Source organism: Psychroflexus longus (assembly GCF_020164595.1).
In the GTDB taxonomy this organism is placed as follows: Bacteria; Bacteroidota; Bacteroidia; order Flavobacteriales; family Flavobacteriaceae; genus Psychroflexus; species Psychroflexus longus.
Map to the genome: position 1 here is coordinate 204,175 of NZ_JAIQZE010000002.1, position 21,147 is coordinate 225,321.

The 21,147-nt window shown below is 35.9% G+C and carries 16 protein-coding genes; 7 read left to right on the forward strand and 9 right to left on the reverse strand.

From position 1 onward, the window contains the following. Positions 1-76: 76 nt before the first annotated feature. Positions 77-538, forward strand: a complete 462-nt coding sequence (locus tag LB452_RS03630) for a GAF domain-containing protein (protein WP_224460360.1) — start codon at positions 77-79, stop codon at positions 536-538. Here LB452_RS03630 and LB452_RS03635 read toward each other — a convergent pair whose 3' ends face one another. Next, the gene (locus tag LB452_RS03635; protein ID WP_224460361.1) at positions 539-2,455 is read right to left on the reverse strand and encodes a polysaccharide biosynthesis protein; all 1,917 of its coding nucleotides are present in this window, start codon (positions 2,453-2,455) and stop codon (positions 539-541) included. 174 nt (positions 2,456-2,629) lie between these two features. Here LB452_RS03635 and LB452_RS03640 point away from each other — a divergent pair, with 174 nt between their 5' ends. From LB452_RS03640 to LB452_RS03655, 4 genes are read left to right on the forward strand one after another with little or no spacing between them, the layout of a single operon-like run. Beyond that, a complete protein-coding gene (locus LB452_RS03640; protein WP_224460362.1) occupies positions 2,630-3,394 on the forward strand; it encodes a polysaccharide biosynthesis/export family protein in 765 nt (254 codons plus the stop codon). Between the two features lie 9 nt (positions 3,395-3,403). Beyond that, positions 3,404-5,791 (forward strand): GumC family protein, encoded by a 2,388-nt coding sequence (locus tag LB452_RS03645; RefSeq protein WP_224460363.1) that lies wholly within the window; start codon positions 3,404-3,406, stop codon positions 5,789-5,791. After that, a complete protein-coding gene (locus LB452_RS03650) occupies positions 5,785-6,294 on the forward strand; it encodes a C40 family peptidase (RefSeq protein ID WP_224460364.1) in 510 nt (169 codons plus the stop codon). Before LB452_RS03645 ends, LB452_RS03650 begins: the two co-directional genes overlap by 7 nt. Positions 6,295-6,310: 16 nt before the next feature. Then, the gene (locus LB452_RS03655) at positions 6,311-8,371 is read left to right on the forward strand and encodes a ComEC/Rec2 family competence protein (protein WP_224460365.1); all 2,061 of its coding nucleotides are present in this window, start codon (positions 6,311-6,313) and stop codon (positions 8,369-8,371) included. Here the strand turns inward: LB452_RS03655 and LB452_RS03660 are convergent. From LB452_RS03660 to LB452_RS03670, 3 genes are read right to left on the reverse strand one after another with little or no spacing between them, the layout of a single operon-like run. Continuing rightward, positions 8,368-8,907 carry a thioredoxin family protein gene (locus tag LB452_RS03660; RefSeq protein WP_224460366.1) on the reverse strand — a complete coding sequence of 180 codons (540 nt, stop codon included), beginning with the start codon at positions 8,905-8,907 and terminating at the stop codon, positions 8,368-8,370. The two genes, LB452_RS03655 and LB452_RS03660, sit on opposite strands and share 4 nt — an antisense overlap. A 4-nt stretch (positions 8,908-8,911) precedes the next feature. Further along, entirely contained in the window at positions 8,912-10,819 is a 1,908-nt protein-coding gene (locus tag LB452_RS03665; protein ID WP_224460367.1) for a peptide MFS transporter, read from the reverse strand. 5 nt (positions 10,820-10,824) lie between these two features. Then, a complete protein-coding gene (locus tag LB452_RS03670) occupies positions 10,825-13,014 on the reverse strand; it encodes a S9 family peptidase (protein WP_224460368.1) in 2,190 nt (729 codons plus the stop codon). Between the two features lie 203 nt (positions 13,015-13,217). Between LB452_RS03670 and LB452_RS03675 the strand changes: the two genes are divergently transcribed. After that, positions 13,218-14,528, forward strand: coding sequence for a hydroxymethylglutaryl-CoA reductase, degradative (locus LB452_RS03675; protein WP_224460369.1), 1,311 nt, complete (start codon positions 13,218-13,220; stop codon positions 14,526-14,528). After that, positions 14,528-15,439, forward strand: coding sequence for a GYDIA family GHMP kinase (locus tag LB452_RS03680; RefSeq protein WP_224460370.1), 912 nt, complete (start codon positions 14,528-14,530; stop codon positions 15,437-15,439). The genes LB452_RS03675 and LB452_RS03680 overlap by 1 nt, the downstream gene beginning before the upstream one ends. 57 nt (positions 15,440-15,496) lie before the next feature. Here LB452_RS03680 and LB452_RS03685 read toward each other — a convergent pair whose 3' ends face one another. From LB452_RS03685 to LB452_RS03705, 5 genes are all read right to left on the reverse strand, one after another. After that, positions 15,497-17,590 carry a peptidylprolyl isomerase gene (locus LB452_RS03685; RefSeq protein ID WP_224460371.1) on the reverse strand — a complete coding sequence of 698 codons (2,094 nt, stop codon included), beginning with the start codon at positions 17,588-17,590 and terminating at the stop codon, positions 15,497-15,499. Positions 17,591-17,730: 140 nt separating this feature from the next. Then, positions 17,731-19,020 (reverse strand): hemolysin family protein, encoded by a 1,290-nt coding sequence (locus LB452_RS03690; protein WP_224460372.1) that lies wholly within the window; start codon positions 19,018-19,020, stop codon positions 17,731-17,733. Continuing rightward, on the reverse strand, positions 19,020-19,211 hold the full coding sequence (locus LB452_RS13620; RefSeq protein WP_224460373.1) for a hypothetical protein: 192 nt from the start codon (positions 19,209-19,211) through the stop codon (positions 19,020-19,022). Before LB452_RS13620 ends, LB452_RS03690 begins: the two co-directional genes overlap by 1 nt. Beyond that, positions 19,211-19,768 carry an LPS export ABC transporter periplasmic protein LptC gene (gene lptC / locus LB452_RS03700; protein ID WP_224460374.1) on the reverse strand — a complete coding sequence of 186 codons (558 nt, stop codon included), beginning with the start codon at positions 19,766-19,768 and terminating at the stop codon, positions 19,211-19,213. Before lptC ends, LB452_RS13620 begins: the two co-directional genes overlap by 1 nt. Position 19,769: 1 nt before the next feature. After that, a complete protein-coding gene (locus tag LB452_RS03705) occupies positions 19,770-21,140 on the reverse strand; it encodes a tetratricopeptide repeat protein (protein ID WP_224460375.1) in 1,371 nt (456 codons plus the stop codon). Between the last annotated feature and the right edge of the window lie 7 nt (positions 21,141-21,147).

Genomic DNA, 21,147 nt, shown 5'->3' on the forward strand with positions numbered 1-21,147 from the left:
TATTTAACAAATTTATAGAAAATACGTCGTCTCTAATGCTTTTGGAATAAATACTTTTGCTTCAAAATATAACATGATGAGCTTAGAAGATCTAAAACCAGCCGTTGAGAAATTGATTTCTCAAAAAAACCTGGACATCAACCATAGACTAACAGAAGTCTGTGACTTACTACAAACTAAGGTTGACACTTACGATTGGGTTGGTTTTTACTTTAAAAATGGTGATAAAAGAGAGCTTATCTTAAAAGCTTTTGCAGGAGAACCGACCGACCATACGATTATTCCCTTCGGAAAGGGAATTTGTGGACAGGTCGCAGAATCCAATCAAAACTTTGTGGTCGATGATGTTGCCGCCCAGGATAATTACATCGCCTGCAGCATCAACGTGAAGTCTGAGGTCGTCATTCCTTTATTTGTAAATGGAGAAAATATAGGTCAAATCGATATTGATTCTCATACTAAACAAGCGTTTTCAAAAGAAGATGAAGATTTTTTGACTTGGGTAAACGATCAAGTAAGTCAACAACTCGAGGCTTAATTAGATCGCATTTTTCTGACGTTCTGCTTCCGTTAATGGAACAAACTCAGGTACTAGTTTTTTGAGAACTTCTATGGATTTAAAAGCATTGTTATTTGAAATCTGATTTTGTAGATTTTTAAGCAAAATCAATTTTTCACTATCAAAATCGTAGCTCGCCTTGGCAATCAATATTTTCTGGTGGTGTGTAGGAAGTGTGTTTTCTTTATCGGCCAGCAGTTCTTCATAAAGTTTTTCGCCAGGCCTTAATCCCGTGTAAATAATATCAATGTCCTCATAAGGAATAAATCCAGATAGTCGAATCATTTGCTTGGCCAGATCGATGATTTTAACTGGTTTACCCATATCAAAAACGTAAATTTCGCCTCCATTCCCCATAGCTCCGGCCTCCAAAACCAGCTGGCATGCTTCATCAATCGTCATGAAATACCTCGTAATGTCGGGATGGGTGACTGTAACGGGGCCAAGATTTTCTATTTGTTCTTTGAAATGCGGAATCACAGAACCATTGGAGCCTAAAACGTTTCCAAATCTTGTAGTGATAAATCGCGTTAATATTGATTTGTTTCTTGCAACAGACTGCAGGTATATTTCAGCACTACGTTTGGAAGCTCCCATGATATTGGTTGGGTTCACCGCTTTGTCTGTAGAGACAAAAACAAACCTTGAAACTTTGTATTGAATGGCAAGATCAGTTAGATTTTTGGTGCCAGTAAAATTCACATCCAAAGCTTCAATTGGATTGGCTTCCATCATAGGGACATGCTTGTAGGCCGCTCCATGAAAAACAATTTCGGGTTGGAAATAATCAAAAATTGACTCTAAACGCTTGTAATTCCTAACGTTAGCTATGATTTTCTCAAAATGAAGGTTGGGGTGTTTGGACTCCATTTCCAGACTCATGTGATGCAATGGTGTTTCTGCTTGATCGAGCATGAGTATTGATTTAGGCTTGAAGCGAATAAGTTGCCTAACGATATCGCTACCTATGGATCCTGCAGCTCCAGTCACCAAAATCACCTTGCCTTTGTAGATGGATTTAAGTTTATCTGGCTGGAGTTTTATGGGGGTTCTTTGCAAAAGATCTTCTAAATTGACTTTTTTAATTTCAGAAGAAATCGATTCACCACTCCAATCTTGAAGGTCCGGGAGTTTATATATTTTAAGGTTAAGCTCCAATAGTTGATTTAATATATCAGAATCTGCGGTTGCTAGTTCTCTAAGTTTCTGGCTTGAAACAATGACAGAGGTTCCTCCTCGTATTTTTTTGTGTTTTAATTGATCAAGGTTTATAATAGGCAGAGTAAGGATTCTGGTCTTTTTCAACTTATTGACTTCACTTATAAAACCAACGATATCAAAGCTAGTTCTGGAATCTGAGATGATACTTTCTGCTATAGCAACATCGGTAAGGCTTGTGCCTAGCAAATAGGCTTTGGTTGACGAAGAATCTGCATGAATAAGCTGATAAGCTCTTTTTACTATAACCCTAAATAAAAACAATATTGAAAAGACAATAAACCCATAGATTATTGCTCCTCCATTCACCAAAATTTTGGTTTGATAGAGGCTGTAAACAATTTCATTGATCACAATGAGGGTCACTACGGTTGTAATAACTGTCTGAAGCTGTTTTATAGAATCTTTAAATCCAGTATATCTCACGATTCCTGAGTAAGATCTAAAAATCAGAAAAAATAAAATTTGTATAGTAACTAGAGAAACAAACTCCCAGTTGAGATGAATAAATTTGAGTTTACCTTCGCCTACAGACGATATTAAGAAAAAGGTGAGTTGAGCAGATAATATCGAAATGCAAATATCTATAAAAAGTATAACGACTCTAGGCACGTAATTACGCGCCATGCGTTTTAATATTTTTAAGCTGAAGCGCTTTACGGATAGGATGAGGTTCATTTCAATTGGTTAAGATTCAAATGCATGACAAACTTAATGATAAATTTTTCATAAGTCTACATTGTTCTTTTCAAAAAACAATTAAGAATCATAAAGAGGGTTTTAAGAGTAAAAGGCTTTCTTTTAAATAAAAAAATGCGCTTATTTGTATTAAATTTGTTTAACTAAAATTTAATGAAACAATTCATCCTACTTATTTTCTCATTATTTCTTTTCAGCTGTTCCACAAAAAAAGATGTGCTTTATTACCAAGACATTGATACGAGAGATTTTGTGTCTATAGAAACTATCAATTCTCACCCTAGAATTCAAATCAACGATATTCTAAATATTTCTACCGCTGCTTTGAATCCAGAAAGTGTATTGCCTTTTAGTTTCAATACTGGAGAAGGTTCGTCGGTACAGCCTAGGCAAGTTGAGCTTTTAAAATTGACAGGCTACCTTGTAAATAGTGAGGGAGAAATCAATTTTCCTCAACTTGGCAAAATTGAAGTTGAAGGGAAAACTACCCAGGAAATACAAGAAATGCTCCAAGAAAAGCTTTCAGTTTATATTAAAAATCCAACCGTTAATGTAAGACTCCTTAATTTTAAATTCACAATCCAAGGAGAAATAAGGCAGCCTGGAACCTATGAAATAATTGAAGAAAATATGACACTTCCTCAGGCTTTAGGTCTTGCAGGAGATTTGACTATCAACGGAAGGCGTGATAATATCATGATTTATAGACAAGAAGGTGATCAACGTGAGGTGAAGCGTATTGATCTTACTCAGAGTGACTGGATGAATTCTGATTATTTTTTTATAAAACCAAATGATATCATTTATATAGAGCCAAATAATCCTAAGGTAAAATCAGCTGGATTTGTTGGTAATGTAGGTACTTTACTTTCTGTCGTTTCTATCATTTTTTCTGCAGTCGTATTATTGGCTCGATAACCTCATTCTATGGAAAACACAAATCTCAATACAACTTCCACTCCAGAAGATAGCAGTGAAGACTTAAAGAAAATTGTACTTCAGTATTTGAAATATTGGCCTTGGTTTATTGTTTGTCTTGTCATTTCGGTATCGATTGCATTTATCTTTTTACGCTACTCTACCAATATCTATCAAACTAATGCTCAAATTAAAATACTGAAGGATCAAAGTGGTCTAGATTTGTCTGGCTTAAGTGGAGGGTCACCACTTATCGATATGAGTAAAGTCAATCTAGAAAATGAAAGAAGTGTTTTAAAGTCTAGAAGAATTGCTTCCAAAGTAGTGGACAATCTTGACCTCACTAGCAGCTATTATAAATCTGGTAGTTTCAAATCGTCTGAAATCTGGAAAAATGAAAAACCTTTCAAAGTAGAGTGGATCGTTAACGATTCTATTTACGATACTTCAACACCACAATACACGGTGATATTTGAAACTCTTAATAAGTTTGAGATAAAAAATCCGGAGACTAGTTATTCTGATACTTATACAGTTGGTGAACCTATGAATGTGGAAGGTTATCCACTCGTCCTCAACTTCAACCCAGATTATAATGGAGATATTACAAAACTGGAGGGGATTAATTTTAGCTTTAGTTTCCGTTCGGTTTCCCAAGCAGTGAGTTCATTAACTAATCAAATAAGTATAGAACCTCTGGGGGATAGGAGTGAAATTTTGAACATTTCAATTAAAGGCCAGAATAAAACTAAAAATGAAGACATTCTGAATTCCTTGATAGATCAATTCAATTCTGATGGAATTGATGACAATCGTTTGGTTGCCAAAAGAACAGAAGAATTTGTAATTGAACGTCTAGAATATCTTGTAAGTGAATTAGATACCGTAGAAAGTGGCCTTGCAAGTTATAAAAGTGAAAATGATCTTGTTCAAATTGAGAATAACGCCACCGCTTTATTTGGAAAAAGTACTGAAGCAGAATTGAGAGTTTTTGAGCTTAGTAATCAACTTGCCTTAACTCAAGATTTTAAGGAGGAGCTTACAGAGCAAGATGAATATGACTTGCTTCCTGCTAGAATTGGGATAACCAATGATAACATCAATAGTTTTACTGAAACTTACAACCAGAAAATTTTAGAAAGAGATCGTTTACTTATTTCTTCTACGACAGAGAATCCAAGTGTAAAAGAGCTTGATAAGCTTATTTTACAATTAAGAAAGAACATTCTCAATACGATCAATAACTACATCAAAAGCCTTGAATTTTCTCTGCAAGAAGTACAGCGAAGAGAAAGGGAATTTGATTCTAACATCAACAAACTACCAGAGCAGGAAAAGGAAATAAGAAACATCAAGCGTCAACAAGCCGTTAAAGAAAAGCTTTACTTGTTTTTACTTCAGAAAAGAGAGGAAGCCGCTTTGTCTTTTGCAATTACCGCTCCTATTATTAAAGTTGTGGACTATGCTTATACTCAACCAGCGCCTGTAAGTCCAAAATCTCAAATTATTTTGCTATCAAGTTTGGTTATTGGACTCGTCATTCCTTTTGGAGTCCTTTACATTCTTTTCTTGTTTGATACAAAGATTAAGACCAAAGACCAGATTAGAGCATTTTTACCAAACCTGCCAATTGTAGCAGAAGTCCCGCAGCATAAAGAAGAAGACAATAAAGTTATCCTTCCAAACGACCGCTCTTCTATTGCGGAGTCCTTTAGAATAATGAGAACGAACCTCAACTTCATGAGTGTCAAAAAGGGAAAGGATACTTCTTCCAAATCTGAGGTTGTTTACGTAACCTCAACAACCAAAGGTGAAGGCAAAACTTTTGTAGCTATCAATCTGGCCTCATCGCTTGTCGCAGCCAAAAAGAAAACTTTACTCATTGGTTGTGATTTAAGAAATCCACAAATTCACAATTATTTGAATCTTAAAAAAGATCAAAGTGGGGTAACAAATTTTCTTTACGACAATTCAGTTTCTATTGAAGACCTAATCATTAAAAACTCGATAGAAAATTTAGACTTAGATGTCATCCTCTCAGGAGATATTCCTCCAAATCCTGCAGAACTACTTATGAGTTCTCGATTTGAAGAATTGATTAATGAAGCAAAACAGAGATATGACTATGTAATTATTGATACCGCACCAACTATTTTGGTTACCGATACTATACTTATATCAAATCATGCTGACATCACCTTATATATCACAAGATCTGGATACACGGATACAAGACTGCTACCACACATCAGAGATATTCATAATCAAAATAAACTAGCCAATATGGGTATCGTTATTAATGGTTTGGATGAAACGGGTATAAATGCATATAATTATGGTTACGGATATGGTTATGGCGAAAATCAACAAAAGAAAAAATCCTGGAAGTTTTGGTAAGCAATACGGTTTTACAAAATAAAATCAATTTCAAGGTTTGGCTATTTGCTCTTAGCCTGGCACTTGCGTCTTGTGGAAGTTCCAAAAGAGCCAAACAGGCTAAAATGGAAAGGGCCAATACGGTCACCAGTGTAGTGAGCTATTCAAAAACTTATTTAGGTACACCTTATAAATACGGAGGAATGGATCCGTCCGGCTTGGATTGTTCCGGACTGCTCCAGCTGTCTTTTATGCGATATGGAGTTGAATTACCAAGGACCACCAGACAAATGTCTAAGATTGGGAACAAGGTGAAACTAAGTCAGGTGGATGTTGGAGATCTTGTTTTTTTTCGAACTTCTAAAACCAGCAGAAGAATAAATCATGTAGGATTAATCGTTAAGAAGACGAACAAAACTATAGACTTTATACATTCCAGCTCATCTCAAGGCGTGATGATCTCTTCCATCAACAATCCATACTGGCGAAAAAGCTACGTAAAAAGCAGACGAGTGATTTATTAATCAAGACTAAAATACGATGAAGTATGCTAACCTTCCTTTATTGCAAGTTTGTTTAGTATTCTTCTTTGGAATTTGGTTTGGTTTCATAGAATTCAGCTTTGAGTTTTTAGCTTATGTTACTACTAGCATAATTCTTCTCATCTTCTTCATAATTTCTTTTTTGGTATCTAAAAAATATTCAAAGTTGAAATCAGTTTTTACGATAGTTTCGCTTTTATTCCTTTTCAGCTTAGGGGTCCTTAATACGAAAACTCACCTGCCTAAACATCAAAAAAATCACTATTCTCATCTCTTATCAACCGATTCTATTCAGAATAAGTATATCACTTTTGAAGGAAAAATAGTCAAATCTTTAAAATCCAGTGCTTTTAAGGATAAATACGAAGTCCGTTTAAATACTTTAAATCAGGCTAAAACCAGAGGCAAAGTTTTGATTCAAGTGCCTGCGAGTAAAGATTCGCTTATAGATGCAGGTTCTAAAATCCTTGGTTATGGCAGGATAAAAGCTTTTACAGACCCGCAGAACCCTCAACAATTCAATTATAGGGAATATATGTCCAATCTGCAGATGAGCCATGTCATTGACTCTGATGTTGATCAATTCTCGATTGAAGTGTCGCCAGGATTCAACTTCAGAAGTCTGGGAGAAAAAGCGAGAGGAGATATCCTAAAATCCCTGAAAAACTACTCTTTTTCAAAAGACCAAATGGATATTATTCAAGCCTTGCTATTAGGTCAAAAGCAAGATATTGATCCTGAAACTTATGAAAGCTTTTCTAAAGCGGGTGTGGTTCACATTCTGGCCGTTTCTGGATTACATGTTGGGATAATTTTACTCATCCTGCAGTTCATCACAAAAGGTTTACTGAGGATAAAATACGGTCGTTTAATGCGACAGGTTCTAGTCTTAATCGGTATCTGGGGTTTTGCTATGCTGGCAGGCTTTACCCCATCGGTGCTCAGAGCTGCTGTCATGTTTTCTTTTTTGAGCCTAGCTCTTAATTATAAGCGAAAAACGAGTGCCATCAATACGTTAGCGCTTTCAGCCATCTTTTTAATTATTATCAATCCTTATTTTATTTATCAGGTCGGTTTCCAATTGAGTTATCTGGCCGTATTGAGCATAGTCTCTCTTCAACAACGGTTTTACAGGCTCTACCAGCCTGGATTTTATTTAGATAGAAAAGTCTGGGAAATCATTTCTGTTACAGTCACTGCTCAATTAGGAGTCTTGCCTTTGAGCCTATACTATTTTCACCAATTCCCTGGCTTGTTTATAGTGAGTAATTTGGTGATTTTGCCTGGACTTGGAGTTTTACTAGGTGGAGGTATTTTGATAATCCTCTTAGGTCTTTTAAATATGTTGCCGGACTTTTTAGCTCACATTTATGGGCAAGCGCTAGACCTGCTTCTTGGTTTTGTGAACTGGATCGCCTCAAAAGAAGATTTAGTTTTTTCAGACATTTACTTTACAAAGCCGATGCTCATCACTAGCCTGGTTTTACTTTTTAGTCTTATTCTTTGGAATAAAAAGCAAAAACTTCTTAGCTATTCTCTTCTGAATTTATCCCTACTCGCTTTGATGATATGTATTCATGTAGAAAAACAAGAGCAACTTCAGCAAGAAGAAGTTGTGATTTTCCAGACCTATAGGAATTCACAGCTTGGAGCTTTGAAAGGTTCGCTTCTGAATTTGTACAGCGATAAGTCTAAAAATCTAGATTCTATAAAAGATGAATATCACATTAAAAACTACAAAACATTAAAAGGTGTTGATAGTATTCAAATAGCGAACTTTAGAAATCTATATGAGCTTAATTCATCTGGAGTTTTATATATAATGGATAGCATTCCTGTGTACCCAAATGAAGATTTCCACCCCGAATATATTTTACTCAAAAATTCACCAGATGTAAATTTTGACAAAGTTTTATTGAATCTAAAACCTTTACAGGTCATCGCAGACGGTAGTAATTATAAAACAGATATTGCACGTTGGCGAGCTTCAGCTGAAAAATTTAAGGTGAAATTCCATTCCACATGGGAAGACGGAGCATTTGTGTTTCCTAAAAATTAATTTTCAAAAGTCCCTTCAAAATTAGCTTGATATTCCTTCCAGGCTTCCTGAGAGGTCAATTCTTTATAAGCGTCTGTAGCGATCATTTTGAGATAAATCTCAAGCTGTTCTGGTGTTCTGTAACCAACCACTGGAGAAATCACATCGGACTGTTCATCAAAAAAAACGACTGTAGGATAAGCTGAGACCTTAAGAGCATTGGCAAAAAAATGCTGTGCATTGCGCTTGCCTTTACGCCCAGGCTTATAGTTTGGATTGGTGTATTCAAATCCTTTATAATCGACCTTTTCAGTACCTTCTGCATTGAATTTTACCGGATAAAAATGTTCATTCACATAATCTGCTACATCTGGATTTGAAAACGTGTTCTTATCCATCATTTTACAAGGTCCGCACCAGTCTGTATAAACGTCTGCAAAGATCTTTTTGGGTTCTTTTTTTTGAGCTTCTAGTGCTTCATTCATGGTCATCCATTCTATTTGCGACTGCATAGAATGGAAAACCAAAAACAATAAACTAAAACATATATATTTCATGATGTTATTTTACTTCGTCATCTGCAATCTCGAACCCTTCTGCTTCAAGTCCTTCTACCTCTTTCTCTTCAGCACCATGGGTTAATCGCTTGAGAGGTTTTAACAATAGAATAACTAATATACCAAATGCGACCGTAAAAACAACAATTCCAGCAAATGTCTTAAACTCAAGATCGGTTTGGAATTGATCTATTGCAATGATTCCATCATACTTCCCGTCTTTATAATCGAATTTTAAATAGGTCAGTAACTGATTTTCTTTTGTAGCGTCATAAGGCTCAATTCTATTCAAGAGTTCAGACTCTGAATTTTCGCCTTGATAAGTAAAAATAGAATTGATTTTTTCTCCAGTGTTTATGTCTTCAAAAACAACTTCACCAGATGAGTTTTTATAAAGTTGAGTTTCAATTGTAAAAGCTTTATTGTTCTGGAAAACATCTTCAGCATCTTCGTTCGCGACAAATTGTGAAAGTTGGCTCTGGTCTGCGCTAAGTTCTATTTCGATACGTTCAGCTTGAGAAGACTCACCTATAATACCAGCTACTTTATTCCCTAAGCCTGTTGCTGCAAAATAGAGCCCCATCATCAAAGCTCCGTAACGTAACGGTGCCAATTTAGTGATGAATGACAAGGCTACAGGAGAAGCTGAAAGTTCTCCAATAGTGTGAAGCAAGTAGGCGAATATAAGCCAGTAAATTGCGGCTTCACCATTGGCTTCATAGTCCATGGTTGCAAAAACCATGAATACAAATCCAAGTCCCATAATAATAACACCTATACCCATTTTAAAAATAGAAGAGGCTTCTTTACCTTTCCTTTTCATCCATGCCCAAAATCCAGCAACTGGAATACCAAATATGATGATATAGGTAGGGTTCAAAGATTGAAAAAATGCTGCCGGTACGGTGTAGTCAAAAACAGGTAGAAATCTGTCTGTTTTTTGCTGAGCGTAAATGTTTAATAAACCTCCAGCCTGCTCAAAAGCTCCCCAGAAGACAATGACAATTAAAAAAGAAAGTAGCAAAACAATGAATCTATCTTTTTCAACTTTACCATTTAAGTCTTCGTAAACCGTCATCATAAATCCTACTACGACAGATAAAAAGATAAAAAAGACAATATAAGCACTTACCTCTGTATCCATAAATTGAATAGGAAGAACAAAAGATAAAGCGACAAGTAAGACGAGTACAGCAAGGGATTTCTTCGTAGAAAGCATCCTTTGAAAAATCTCTTTGATAGAAACCGAAGCGTCATTGGCATTGATTAAGCTTGGCTTATTACCAACATGAGTCAAGTACTTCTGACCATAAATATAAACCAACTGGCCAAGTACCATTCCGATTGCAGCTAAGCCAAACCCATAGTGCCATCCATATTCTGAAGCAATATAACCCACTAAAATGGCTGCTACTGCGGCTCCAACGTTTATACCAATATAAAATATAGAAAATCCCTTATCTCGTCTTACATCACCTTCCTTATAAAGGCCACCAACCATAGTAGAAATGTTGGGTTTCAACATTCCAACTCCGAGTACAATTAATAAAAGCCCACTGAAAAAAGCCCAATCTTGTTCGATAGATAAAACTCCATGACCCGCGACTAATAGCCAACCCCCAATCATCACCGACTTCTTTTGTCCAAGAATTTTATCGGCTATAATTCCTCCAGGAATAGACACGACATAAACTAGCATAGTGTACCATCCATAGGTTGCAAGCGCTTTTCCTTCTTCCCAGCCAAGACCAGGATTATCAGAACTTACTTTGGCAAGCATATATAAGGTAAGTATAGCTCGCATCCCGTAGTAAGAAAATCGCTCCCATAATTCTGTAAAAAATAAAATATAGAGACCCGCTGGATGACCGAATAATTCTTTTTTGTAAGCTGGTTTTACTGTGTCTTCCATAAAGGTTATAAGTTTTCTTCAATAAATTTGGTCATCAACGTATAAAGGTGAAGACGCGTGTTTCCACCATAAATCCCGTGATTTTTATCAGGATAAATCCTCCAGTCAAATTGCTTATTGGCTTGAACCAATGCTTCAATAAGCTGCATGGTATTTTGAACATGCACATTATCATCTGCACTGCCGTGAACCAACAAAAAGTTTCCTTTATCAAACTCATCAACATGGGTGATTGGAGAATTATCATCGTAACCGGAAGCGTTTTCTTGCGGTGTAGTCATGTAACGTTCTGTGTAAACAGTGTCGTAAAACCTCCAGCTTGTAACTGGGGCTACAGCAATTGCGGCTTTAAAAACATCATTTGCCTGAAACATTGCATTGGAAGCCATAAAACCTCCGTAACTCCACCCCCAAATGCCTATTCTATTTTCGTCTATAAATTCTTTTGCTCCAAATAATTTAGCAGCAGAAATTTGATCTTCAAGTTCGTATTTTCCAAGTTCTTTTTGAGTCACTTTTTTGAAATCTCTGCCTTTATAACCCGTTCCACGACCATCTACACATGCGACAATATAACCCTGCTGAGCTAACATTTGATACCAGTAATCATTAGTGCCAAAAAACGTATTTGAGACTGATTGAGAGCCTGGTCCTGAATATTGAAACATCAATAAGGGATACGAATTTTCAGGATTGTAGTTTGGTGGTTTAATCATCCAGGTATTCAATTCATTTCCATTCACATTTATAGTGGAAAGTTCTTTTGGTGATATGTTATAACTATCTAGCTTGTTTAACAAAGCTGAATTATCTTTTATTTCTCTCACCAACTCTCCATTGCTTGCTTTATGAAGGGTGTAAACCGCTGGAGTTTTTGAGTTTGTGAAGGTGTTTACGAAGTAGGTGAAATCTGCACTGAAATCTGCTCTGTGAGTTCCGGTTTTACGCGTAAGTCTCAATTTGTTTTTTCCGTTGGCCAACACTGAGTAAACATCACGATTCACACTTCCATTTTCTGTACTTTGAAAATAAATTCTCCCTGACATGTCATCAAAACCATAAAAATTGGTCACTTCCCAGGCACCATCTGTAACCTGATTGATCAGGCTTCCGTCTTCAGAATAGTGATAGATGTGTTTCCATCCATCCTTTTCACTTGTCCAGATGAAGCTGTTGTTGTTAAGGAAAGTTAAATCATCTGAGACATCTACATAAGCATTATCTTTTTCAGTTAAAACTAATTTAGGTTGATTTGTTTCAGCATTTACTAGATAAAGCTTTAGTTCATTTTGGTATCTATTCAAGGTTTGGATACTAAATAGGTCTTCATCTTGAGTCCATTCCAAACGCGGGAGGTATTCGTAATCTCCCAATTCAATTGCTGAATTTGTTTTAGAATTTAAGTCAAATAAATGAAGGCTAACTTTAGCATTTTCTTCTCCAGCTTTAGGATACTTAAAGGCCTCCTGCTTCGGATATAAACTCTGGCCGTAATTTCCATATAAATCCATTGAAAATTCTGGAACATTTTTTTCATCAAATTTTAAATAAGCAATTTTAGTCCCACTTGGATTCCATTCAAAAGCACGTACAAATGAAAATTCTTCTTCATAAACCCAATCTGTTACTCCATTGATGATTTTATTTTTCACACCATCTGTCGTCACCTTAACGATTGAATTCGTTTCTAAATCTTTATAGAAGATATTATTATTCTTCACATAACCAACTTTGCTTGCTTTCGGTGAAAAAGTTGGAGATTGAATCTTTTCTTCATCAATTTTGACAAGTTCTTCACTTTCCAGATCGTAAACGTAAAATATTCCACGTGTGGAGCGTCTAAAAATAGATTCGACATTGGTTCCTAGAATGACTTTGCTCTCATCGTTACTCAATTGAAATGTCTGAAAAATGGATAAGCCTGGTATAGATTTACTGCTAATTAGCGTTCCCGTTTTTTCTCCTGTCTTATAGCTGTAGATATCCACCTTCATATTTTGACTTGCTCTGTCATAATCCTGGACAATGTAAGATTTGCCGTCTTTCAGAGATTGCAGGCTTTGCATTCTCTCCTGGCTAAACTCTCCACTCCAGATATCCTCCAGGGTAATATCTTTGGTCTGAGCATATACAGAGGCAATTGAACTGGTCAAAAAAATGACTAATAAATTTAAAATGAACTTTTGGCTTTTCATGGTATTTAATTTGGAGGTCAATTTTACTAAAAAAACATCAAAAATCGCTTCCTTTTTTTAATTAAACTCTAATTGATAGTCTCTTTTATGAGAGATTTGGATTATAGTCTATAAAATAGCTTGATTCAAAATAGTATCACCAGGTTAAAGTTTCTTATTAGTTATGAAGTGTATCTTTGTAACCAAATTTTTAAAGAATTAAAATGTCTAAAATATCTGGCTTCTCCAAGTTGACCAAACTCCAAAAAATAGATTGGATCACGGAGCATTATTTATCCCACTATCCCAAAGCAAAAACGATCATAAAACAGTACTGGAATATAGATGAAGCTTTGCAAAAACTTCATGATGAATTCACAGAAAATACAATTTCCAACTATTATTTACCTCTGGGTGTTGCACCTAATTTTGAAATAGATGGAAAGTTGTATGCCATTCCTATGGCAATTGAAGAAAGCTCTGTGATTGCAGCCGCTAGTAAAGCTTCTAAGTTTTGGTTGGATAAAGGCGGCTTCAAAACTGAAATTTTGGGAACGACTAAAGTAGGTCACGTTCATTTCAGTTTTAGCGGTAAGCCTGAGGCACTGAAGGACTTTTTTGAACAGGTCAAACCTCAATTTTATAAGGATACGGCTTCCATCACTAAAAACATGGAAAAACGTGGAGGTGGAATAAAAGATATTGCCTTAATCGATAAAACTGAATCTTTAGACAACTACTTCCAGCTTTACTGTACGTTTGAAACCGTAGATGCTATGGGAGCGAATTTTATTAATTCTTGCTTAGAGCAATTCGGACAGACTCTGGAAGCTGAAGCTAAAATTTATGACTCCTTTACTTCTGAAGGCAATTATCCTGAAGTGATCATGTGTATTTTATCCAATTATGTTCCGGAATGTTTAGTAAAGGCTGAAGTTTCGTGTCCAGTTTCTCAACTTGGAAAAACCCAAGAAGAGGCAGAAAAATTTGTTAGAAAGTTTTCTCAGGCTATCAAAATTGCAGAAATAGAACCTTATAGAGCTGTAACTCACAACAAAGGAATTATGAACGGCATTGATGCAGTCGTGTTGGCAACTGGTAACGATTTCAGAGCGGTAGAAGCCGGCGTACATGCATTTGCTGCCAGAAAAGGGCAATACAGCAGCTTAACTCATGTAAATGTAGAAGATGGACTGTTTAGGTTTTGGATTGAAGTGCCTCTAGCTTTAGGAACCATTGGCGGGCTTACCAGCTTACATCCACTTGTGAAATTATCACTTGCTATGCTTAATGATCCTTCCTCTAAAGATCTGATGAGAATCACAGCAGTTGCCGGACTTGCTCAAAACTTTGCCGCCGTCAATTCGTTGGTGACTACTGGAATTCAAAAAGGACATATGAAAATGCACCTGATGAATATTCTCAATCAATTTGAAGCTAGCGAAAAGGAAAGAACAGAAGCTGTCGACTACTTCAAAACCAATACGGTAACACATTCAGCAGTTATAAATTTACTTGAAAAAATGAGGTCTTAATGGAGTCTCAGCGCTTTTATAGTCACGGCAAACTTTTATTAACCGGGGAATATTTGGTTTTGGATGGGGCAGAAGCACTTGCGATTCCATGTAAGTTTGGTCAGTATTTAGAAGTTACTTCTTCTGAAGAAGAATACTCTACCTGGATAAGTTATGACTATGAAAACCGTGTCTGGTTAGACCTAAAATTTGACCTTCAAAAAGTTTTAAATCAAAGACGTGAAGGAAAAAATGATTTCGAAAAGCGCCTTTTTCAAATATTGATTGAAGCAAACCGACTGAACTCTAAAGTCTTTTATCAGAATTACAATTTCGAGACTCGACTTGAGTTTCCGAGAAACTGGGGGCTTGGTACTTCCTCTACTCTTATTGCAAATGTTTCAAAATGGGCTGGAATAAATCCTTATCAATTGTTGGAAAAAACCTTTGGCGGTAGCGGTTATGATATTGCCTGTGCAGAATCTGAATTCCCATTAGTTTATTCACTAGAAAATAAAAAACAAAAAGTGAAGAAAGCTGAAATACCAGAAGCCTTAAAACCATATCTATATTACGTTTACTTGGAAGAAAAGCAGAATAGCAGAGAAGCTATAGCCAACTATAGGAAGGTGAAACCAAGAAATCTTGAAACTTTGATTTCTAAGATCAGCAACATTACCCAGGAATTTCAAAGCATTGAGTCATATAAGTACGCACAGCAATTACTCCATTCTCATGAAGAATGCCTTTCGCAGATTTTAAAAATAGAACCCATACAATATCAATTATTTCCGGATTTTGATGGGGCTATAAAGAGTCTTGGCGCTTGGGGAGGTGACTTTATAATGGTAATTTGTGAAACTAATCCTTCTTCCTATTTTAAAAATAAAGGCTATAACACCATTCTTAGTTACGATGAAATGTCTTTATAATAAAAGCGCTCTACAACATCATATTGTAGAGCGCTTTTAAGATTGTTTTCTATTTGATTAATAAATCAAATGACGATTATCTTCAATTTCTTTACTGTTCTTTAAAGCCTCAATAATTGGGCTTGTTCTTGGATTCAATAAAGAACGTGTTCTTTTCTCACTTTCTTCTTTTGCAACAGATCTGTAAGAAGGTAATGCTTGCGCTTCGTTCTTCTCAACAAGTCTAAGAACATATACACCGCTATTTCCCTCCAATGGTTTGGAAAGTTCTCCTTCCTTCATTGCGAAGGCAGCTCCAACAATTTTAGGCTCTCTTCCTCCACCTGGGATTATTGGATTACTCATGTTGACAGAAGTTGCTCTTTGTTGTGTAACTCCAAAAGCTGAAGCTACAGTTGCCAATTCATTGTCTTCGATTTGAGAAATGATTTTCTCTGCTTGTTTACGTTTTTTCAAGATTGGAGTCACAACAGCAGAAGCTTCTTCTGGAGATTTCAATCCTTTCTTGATGATGTTGGTTACTCTGGCTACAATATATCCTGAACCGGTATCAAAACTTTTTATATCTCCAACTTTGGTTTTATCTTCAAAAGCCCATTTCACAACAGATCTTTGTCTTCCCTCACCTGGAATGGTTTCATCAAGTTTATTGATTCCGTTTACAGGTTTTACTGTTTTGTCAAATTCTTCAGCTTGCTCCAGAAAATCACCGTCTTTTGCTGCAAGTTCAAATTTACTAGCCGAACGATAAAGCTCGTTTAATGTTTTTTCTGAAGGTTCAACCCTTTTTACAATGGTTGCAAGTTTCAAGACATTCTTTGGAGCTGTTCTATCTTCAATGTAAACCACGTGATAGCCGAAATCTGTTTCTACAACACCGTAGCTATTCACTCTTGCATCATCAAAAACATAATCATTAAACTCAGGAACCAATGCACCGTAGTTGATCCAACCTAAATCTCCACCGTTTTGAGCGCTTTGTCTATCTGAGGAAAATTCAGTTGCCAATTCTGAAAACTTATCTGAATTTCTTTTGACTACAGATGTGATACTGTCTGCAAGGCTTTTTGCTTCTTCTTTGCTTCTTGTCACAGAACCGTCTACTCGAGTACCATCATAAGTCACAAGAATATGGCTTGTCTTAACAGAATCTGGTTTTTGTGTGCGCTCCAAAAGTTTGGTCACTTTATAGCTTTGATTTTCGAAATATGGACCATACACTTCATTTAAGTCTAAGTCCAAAATTGCATCAGCATTTTCTCCTTTGATATCATATTCGAATGTATAGACATCGTTAAAAGGAACTTCAGAGTTAACAGCTAGGAATTCTTCAGCATTTTCGGCAGCTCTAAAGTCCTGATCACCTTCAGTTACAAGTTTTTCAACTTCAGCTAAGACTAGAGCATTATCTTCATCTGAGGCTTGTTCATCAAAAGAAACATATTCTATATCTCTTTTAGCTTCCTGTTGAAAACGCTCCTTGTGTTCGTTGATATAGCTCTGAATATCAGATTTAGTTATTTCAACATCTTCCGCTTTTGTAAATGGAACTTTTACGAATTCAAAAGTAAGATTGTCATTTTCCTGGTGGTAGATTTGTTTTCCTTCTAGAAGGGTTGCTGTAACCCCTGCTTTTACCATGTTGAAGTAAAGTTGAGATTTCGCATTAACTTCCATGGATTTCTCAAAATTTACCCATTGCTGATATTGCTCTGGCGAAGTCACCTTAAGTTCTGCAATAAACTGCTTCAGTTTAGCTTCGTCAAAAAATCCTGCTTCATTAGAAAATCTTGGATCTCCTGCTAATTGCTGAGCCATGACATCTGTAATTTGGTCTGCACCAACTTCAAGTCCTAATTTTTCAAATTCCTGCTTAAGCAAAATACTTCTTAAGTTATTTTCCCAGGCTTGTTTTGCCGCCTGTAGAGTACTTACTCTCCCTTGGCTTTGCTGAACGATGCCTTCGACCTGAGAGGCAAACTGCTCTCTACTTATCTCTTCATCACCAATAACTCCCACTGAGGCAGAAGCTTTATCAGCAGTAAACCCACCGTTTCTGAACAAGTCTGTAAGCACAAAAGCAAACAATGCCAATGCAATGATGACTATAAGGAAAACTGTACGTTCTCTAATTTTACTAAGTATTGCCATTTTAAGATATTTTAAGAAATCTAGGGGGCGAAAATAAGATAATTCGCCCATATAAAAAACCTAGTCGTTCAAAATATTTAATTCGTTTTAGCACAAGGCAAATGCCTCATAAATAATGTTGAACTGCAGGTTTCAATCAATTACTCTCTGTCAAAAATTTTTACTGATACCAGTTCAATTTTTTTATTGGAGGCTTCCAGTATTTTTATTTTGAATTGATCAATAATCACTTCTTCTCCTACCTCTGGAATTTCTTCAGTGGTATTCACGATCATTCCTCCTAGCGTCTCATAATTCTCATTTTCTGGCAAGTTGATGTCATACTTTTCGTTGATGTAATCCACGTCGAGCCTTGCAGAAAATTTATATAAATTCTCGCTTACATTTTCTTCTACCAGAATAACAGAATCATGCTCATCTTCAATTTCGCCAAAAAGCTCTTCTACAATATCCTCGACAGTCATCATTCCACTGGTTCCTCCATATTCATCTACGACCACAGCTATACTTTTTCCTTTTTTGATTAGGATATTTAAGATTTCTTTGACCAACATGGTTTCTGGAACAAATACAACCGGCATTAAAATACTTTGAATGTCTTTGGGTCGTCTAAACATTTCAAAAGAATGAATATATCCAACGATATCATCGTTGCTCTCTTTATAAACCAGTAACTTGGAGAGACCTGTTCTTGTGAATATTTCAGTTAAGTTTCCAGTATCTTCAGAAATATCCACTGCAACAATCTCGTTACGGGGAATCATAACTTCTCGAGCTTTTACTTCTGAAAATTGCAAGGCATTTTGAAATATTTGAATTTCAGAGTCAACATCTTCTTTTGACTCAACCGCCTCCATTTGCTCATTAATGTAGTCTCCCAATTCAACTTTACTGAAATTCAGTTGTACTTTATCACCTTCAATTTTAAATATTTTCTTCAGAATAATATCTGAGATCCAGATGACAAAGCTTGAGATGAAGCTAAATAGATAATAAAATATAAATGCAGGAACACTAAATACTTTCAGAAGAACATTGGCATAGATTTGAAAAAATACTTTAGGTAGAAATTCTGCTGTAAATAAAATAACCAAAGTTGATATTAAAGTCTGTGTAAATAGACTTGCCTCGGTAATTAAGTAGCTTAAAAATTCATTCTGAACAGGCTGCATGCTTAAGAACCAATTCATGATTAAATCTCCCATGAAAAAGCCATAAACTACAAGAGCAATGTTATTCCCTACCAACATTGTAGCGATAAACTTGGAAGGTTTTTTCGTCAACGTTTTCAGGACGCTGGCAATAATATCAGTTTGGTTTTTCTGAAGCTCTATATGCACCTTATTTGAGGACACAAAAGCAATTTCCATTCCCGAAAAGAAAGCTGAAAGTAGCAAGCATGCAATAATAATGAGGACTTCTGTACTCATTACTTCTTGTTTTTGTTTTCAATTTTTTTTCTGAAACGCCTTTTAAAGAAAAACATAAAGCAAGCTAAAACTGAAAAAAACAAATAGAGATAAGCTCTGCTTTCGCTATCTGCCCATACTCTAATGGCTTCAATGATAAAAAAAATGGCAAATGCTATGTAAGCGAATTCAAAGTATTTAAAAAATTTCATCAGTCTTGTATGTATTGGATTCCGGTATTGGATCTGGAATTGAAGGTATTAAATTTCTGGTCAGAATCAAAGCCCTCGCCCTCGTTTCTGGCCCCGTTTGGTAATTGCAGGCTGTAACTATAATCTGTAAATAACCATTCCTGCTGTTGGTCCCAGTACAATTGTGGACCTCTTAGAATTGTACTGTCCGAAGTCACAATTTTTACATTTTTTCTAAGGTCTATAAGGCCGGTTTCCAGGTATTGGATAGCATAGTCAGAATACACAGTATTTTTACTAGAGTCCTGCTCAAAAAAATCCAGTTCTATTCCCTGAGGAAATTCTCGAAAAGGGAATTTTCTATTGGAATAATCGAGCATTTCAGGACTTCTCAAATTGGCTCTCACAGAACCACTATCTGTGTAAAAAAGATTGAGATCATAGACTTTGGATTGGGGCTCCAGGAAATCTTTTTCCATTTCCTTTACCTCCTTTAGATTGCCCTCACATGAAAAAAGCATTGCTGTAAATAAACATACAGCAATGCTTTTGTAAATGAATGTGTTTCTAAATATCATTTTAGAGGTTTGGTACCGTCACGCTTTCTCCAATCCAACAGTTAGAAAATGAGATTTTTTTACCAGCTGCATCTTCTTGGAAGATATCAGATTTTTGCGGAGCTCTACCATTATAGCTTTCAACTGTTGCGGTAACAGTAGAACTTAAAGAAGGATCTACACGTCCAGCTCTCTTTGCATAATCTGCTGCCAACCAGTAAACTGATCTTTTTTCGAAAACAGTTGTACCACAATCGTTTGCACTTTTAGCATACATCTCTGCTATTTTCAAATAAGCAACACCCAAAGATGGCTTGTTGTCCAAAGCTCTTCTGTAATATGATCTTGCTTGAGAAAAACTTCCCTGAGCCTTATAATTGTTTGCTATTCTGTAGTAAATTCTAGATTTTCTTGATTTGTCTGTTGCTAGCTCTGCAGCTTCATTAAGATAAGCCAATGCTTTTTTTCTGTTACCTTCAGCTTCAGCTAGCTGTCCTAACGAGTAAGCAGAATTTGCTGATGGCTCGATTTTATGAAGAGCTTCAGAAACCTTAAAGAATAAAGGATCTTCAGTACAATCTTTTGCAGAAAGTCTCTCGTTGGCATTTCTTAACCAATTAACGTCATCCTTCTTTTCTTCAAAATCCTTGTTATACATAGGAATCAAATTATCACAATCAGCCTTAGAACCCAATAATGAATTTACACTTCCTTTAATCTTGGTGTAATTTCTTAAGTAGATTTCAGAATTTTTAAGGATTCTAGATTCTCTTGAAGTAAGCTCTTCCTGAGCCTCCTGCTTTTCGATAAGAGGCTTAGCTTCCGCTGCCTTATCGTTTTCTTGAGTTTCAATCAAATCAATGACCTCATCATACTTATCAAATAAGAATTGGATATCTCTTTCTCCTGCATCATTTAAATCATTAGCGATTCTGAAATATGCGTAAATAGCAACTGGTGAAGAAAAATTTTCCTTGTCTGTTTCAACAGCCTTTTCAAAAGATTGCAGTCTTTCTTCTAAAGTTCCAATCTCATGCTTATACTTGATCATTGCAACATCTGCTAACATATCGCCTTCCTTAGTATCGTTTGGAAACTTCTCCAAACGCATCATTTGGTTATTGATGTATTCCTGAATTAACTCTTGTTTTCTTTCTTCAGTTTCAGCAACATCTATCATATCTTCAAGCATTTTTGCGCCACGTTGATAGATTAATTTATTGAAATCTGAACAGTTTTCCAGTAATTGCTTATACTTAGGATAAGCATCACTAAAATTGTTGACTTTAGCACTTTCGTTAAACAAACTAAGTGTAACTGTACAATCTTGAGCATTAGCCACGTTAAATGCGAAGAATACTCCCAAAAGTGTAAAAGCGATTTTAAACTTCATAATTTTA

Bases quoted from the DNA above. Each gene is read 5' to 3' on its own strand.
- LB452_RS03630 (WP_224460360.1), top strand. From the start codon at position 77: ATGAGCTTAGAAGATCTAAAACCAGCCGTTGAGAAATTGATTTCTCAA.
- LB452_RS03635 (WP_224460361.1), bottom strand. From the start codon at position 2,455: ATGAACCTCATCCTATCCGTAAAGCGCTTCAGCTTAAAAATATTAAAA.
- LB452_RS03640 (WP_224460362.1), top strand. From the start codon at position 2,630: ATGAAACAATTCATCCTACTTATTTTCTCATTATTTCTTTTCAGCTGT.
- LB452_RS03645 (WP_224460363.1), top strand. From the start codon at position 3,404: ATGGAAAACACAAATCTCAATACAACTTCCACTCCAGAAGATAGCAGT.
- LB452_RS03655 (WP_224460365.1), top strand. From the start codon at position 6,311: ATGAAGTATGCTAACCTTCCTTTATTGCAAGTTTGTTTAGTATTCTTC.
- LB452_RS03660 (WP_224460366.1), bottom strand. From the start codon at position 8,907: ATGAAATATATATGTTTTAGTTTATTGTTTTTGGTTTTCCATTCTATG.
- LB452_RS03665 (WP_224460367.1), bottom strand. From the start codon at position 10,819: ATGGAAGACACAGTAAAACCAGCTTACAAAAAAGAATTATTCGGTCAT.
- LB452_RS03670 (WP_224460368.1), bottom strand. From the start codon at position 13,014: ATGAAAAGCCAAAAGTTCATTTTAAATTTATTAGTCATTTTTTTGACC.
- LB452_RS03675 (WP_224460369.1), top strand. From the start codon at position 13,218: ATGTCTAAAATATCTGGCTTCTCCAAGTTGACCAAACTCCAAAAAATA.
- LB452_RS03680 (WP_224460370.1), top strand. From the start codon at position 14,528: ATGGAGTCTCAGCGCTTTTATAGTCACGGCAAACTTTTATTAACCGGG.
- LB452_RS03685 (WP_224460371.1), bottom strand. From the start codon at position 17,590: ATGGCAATACTTAGTAAAATTAGAGAACGTACAGTTTTCCTTATAGTC.
- LB452_RS03690 (WP_224460372.1), bottom strand. From the start codon at position 19,020: ATGAGTACAGAAGTCCTCATTATTATTGCATGCTTGCTACTTTCAGCT.
- LB452_RS13620 (WP_224460373.1), bottom strand. From the start codon at position 19,211: ATGAAATTTTTTAAATACTTTGAATTCGCTTACATAGCATTTGCCATT.
- lptC (WP_224460374.1), bottom strand. From the start codon at position 19,768: ATGATATTTAGAAACACATTCATTTACAAAAGCATTGCTGTATGTTTA.
- LB452_RS03705 (WP_224460375.1), bottom strand. From the start codon at position 21,140: ATGAAGTTTAAAATCGCTTTTACACTTTTGGGAGTATTCTTCGCATTT.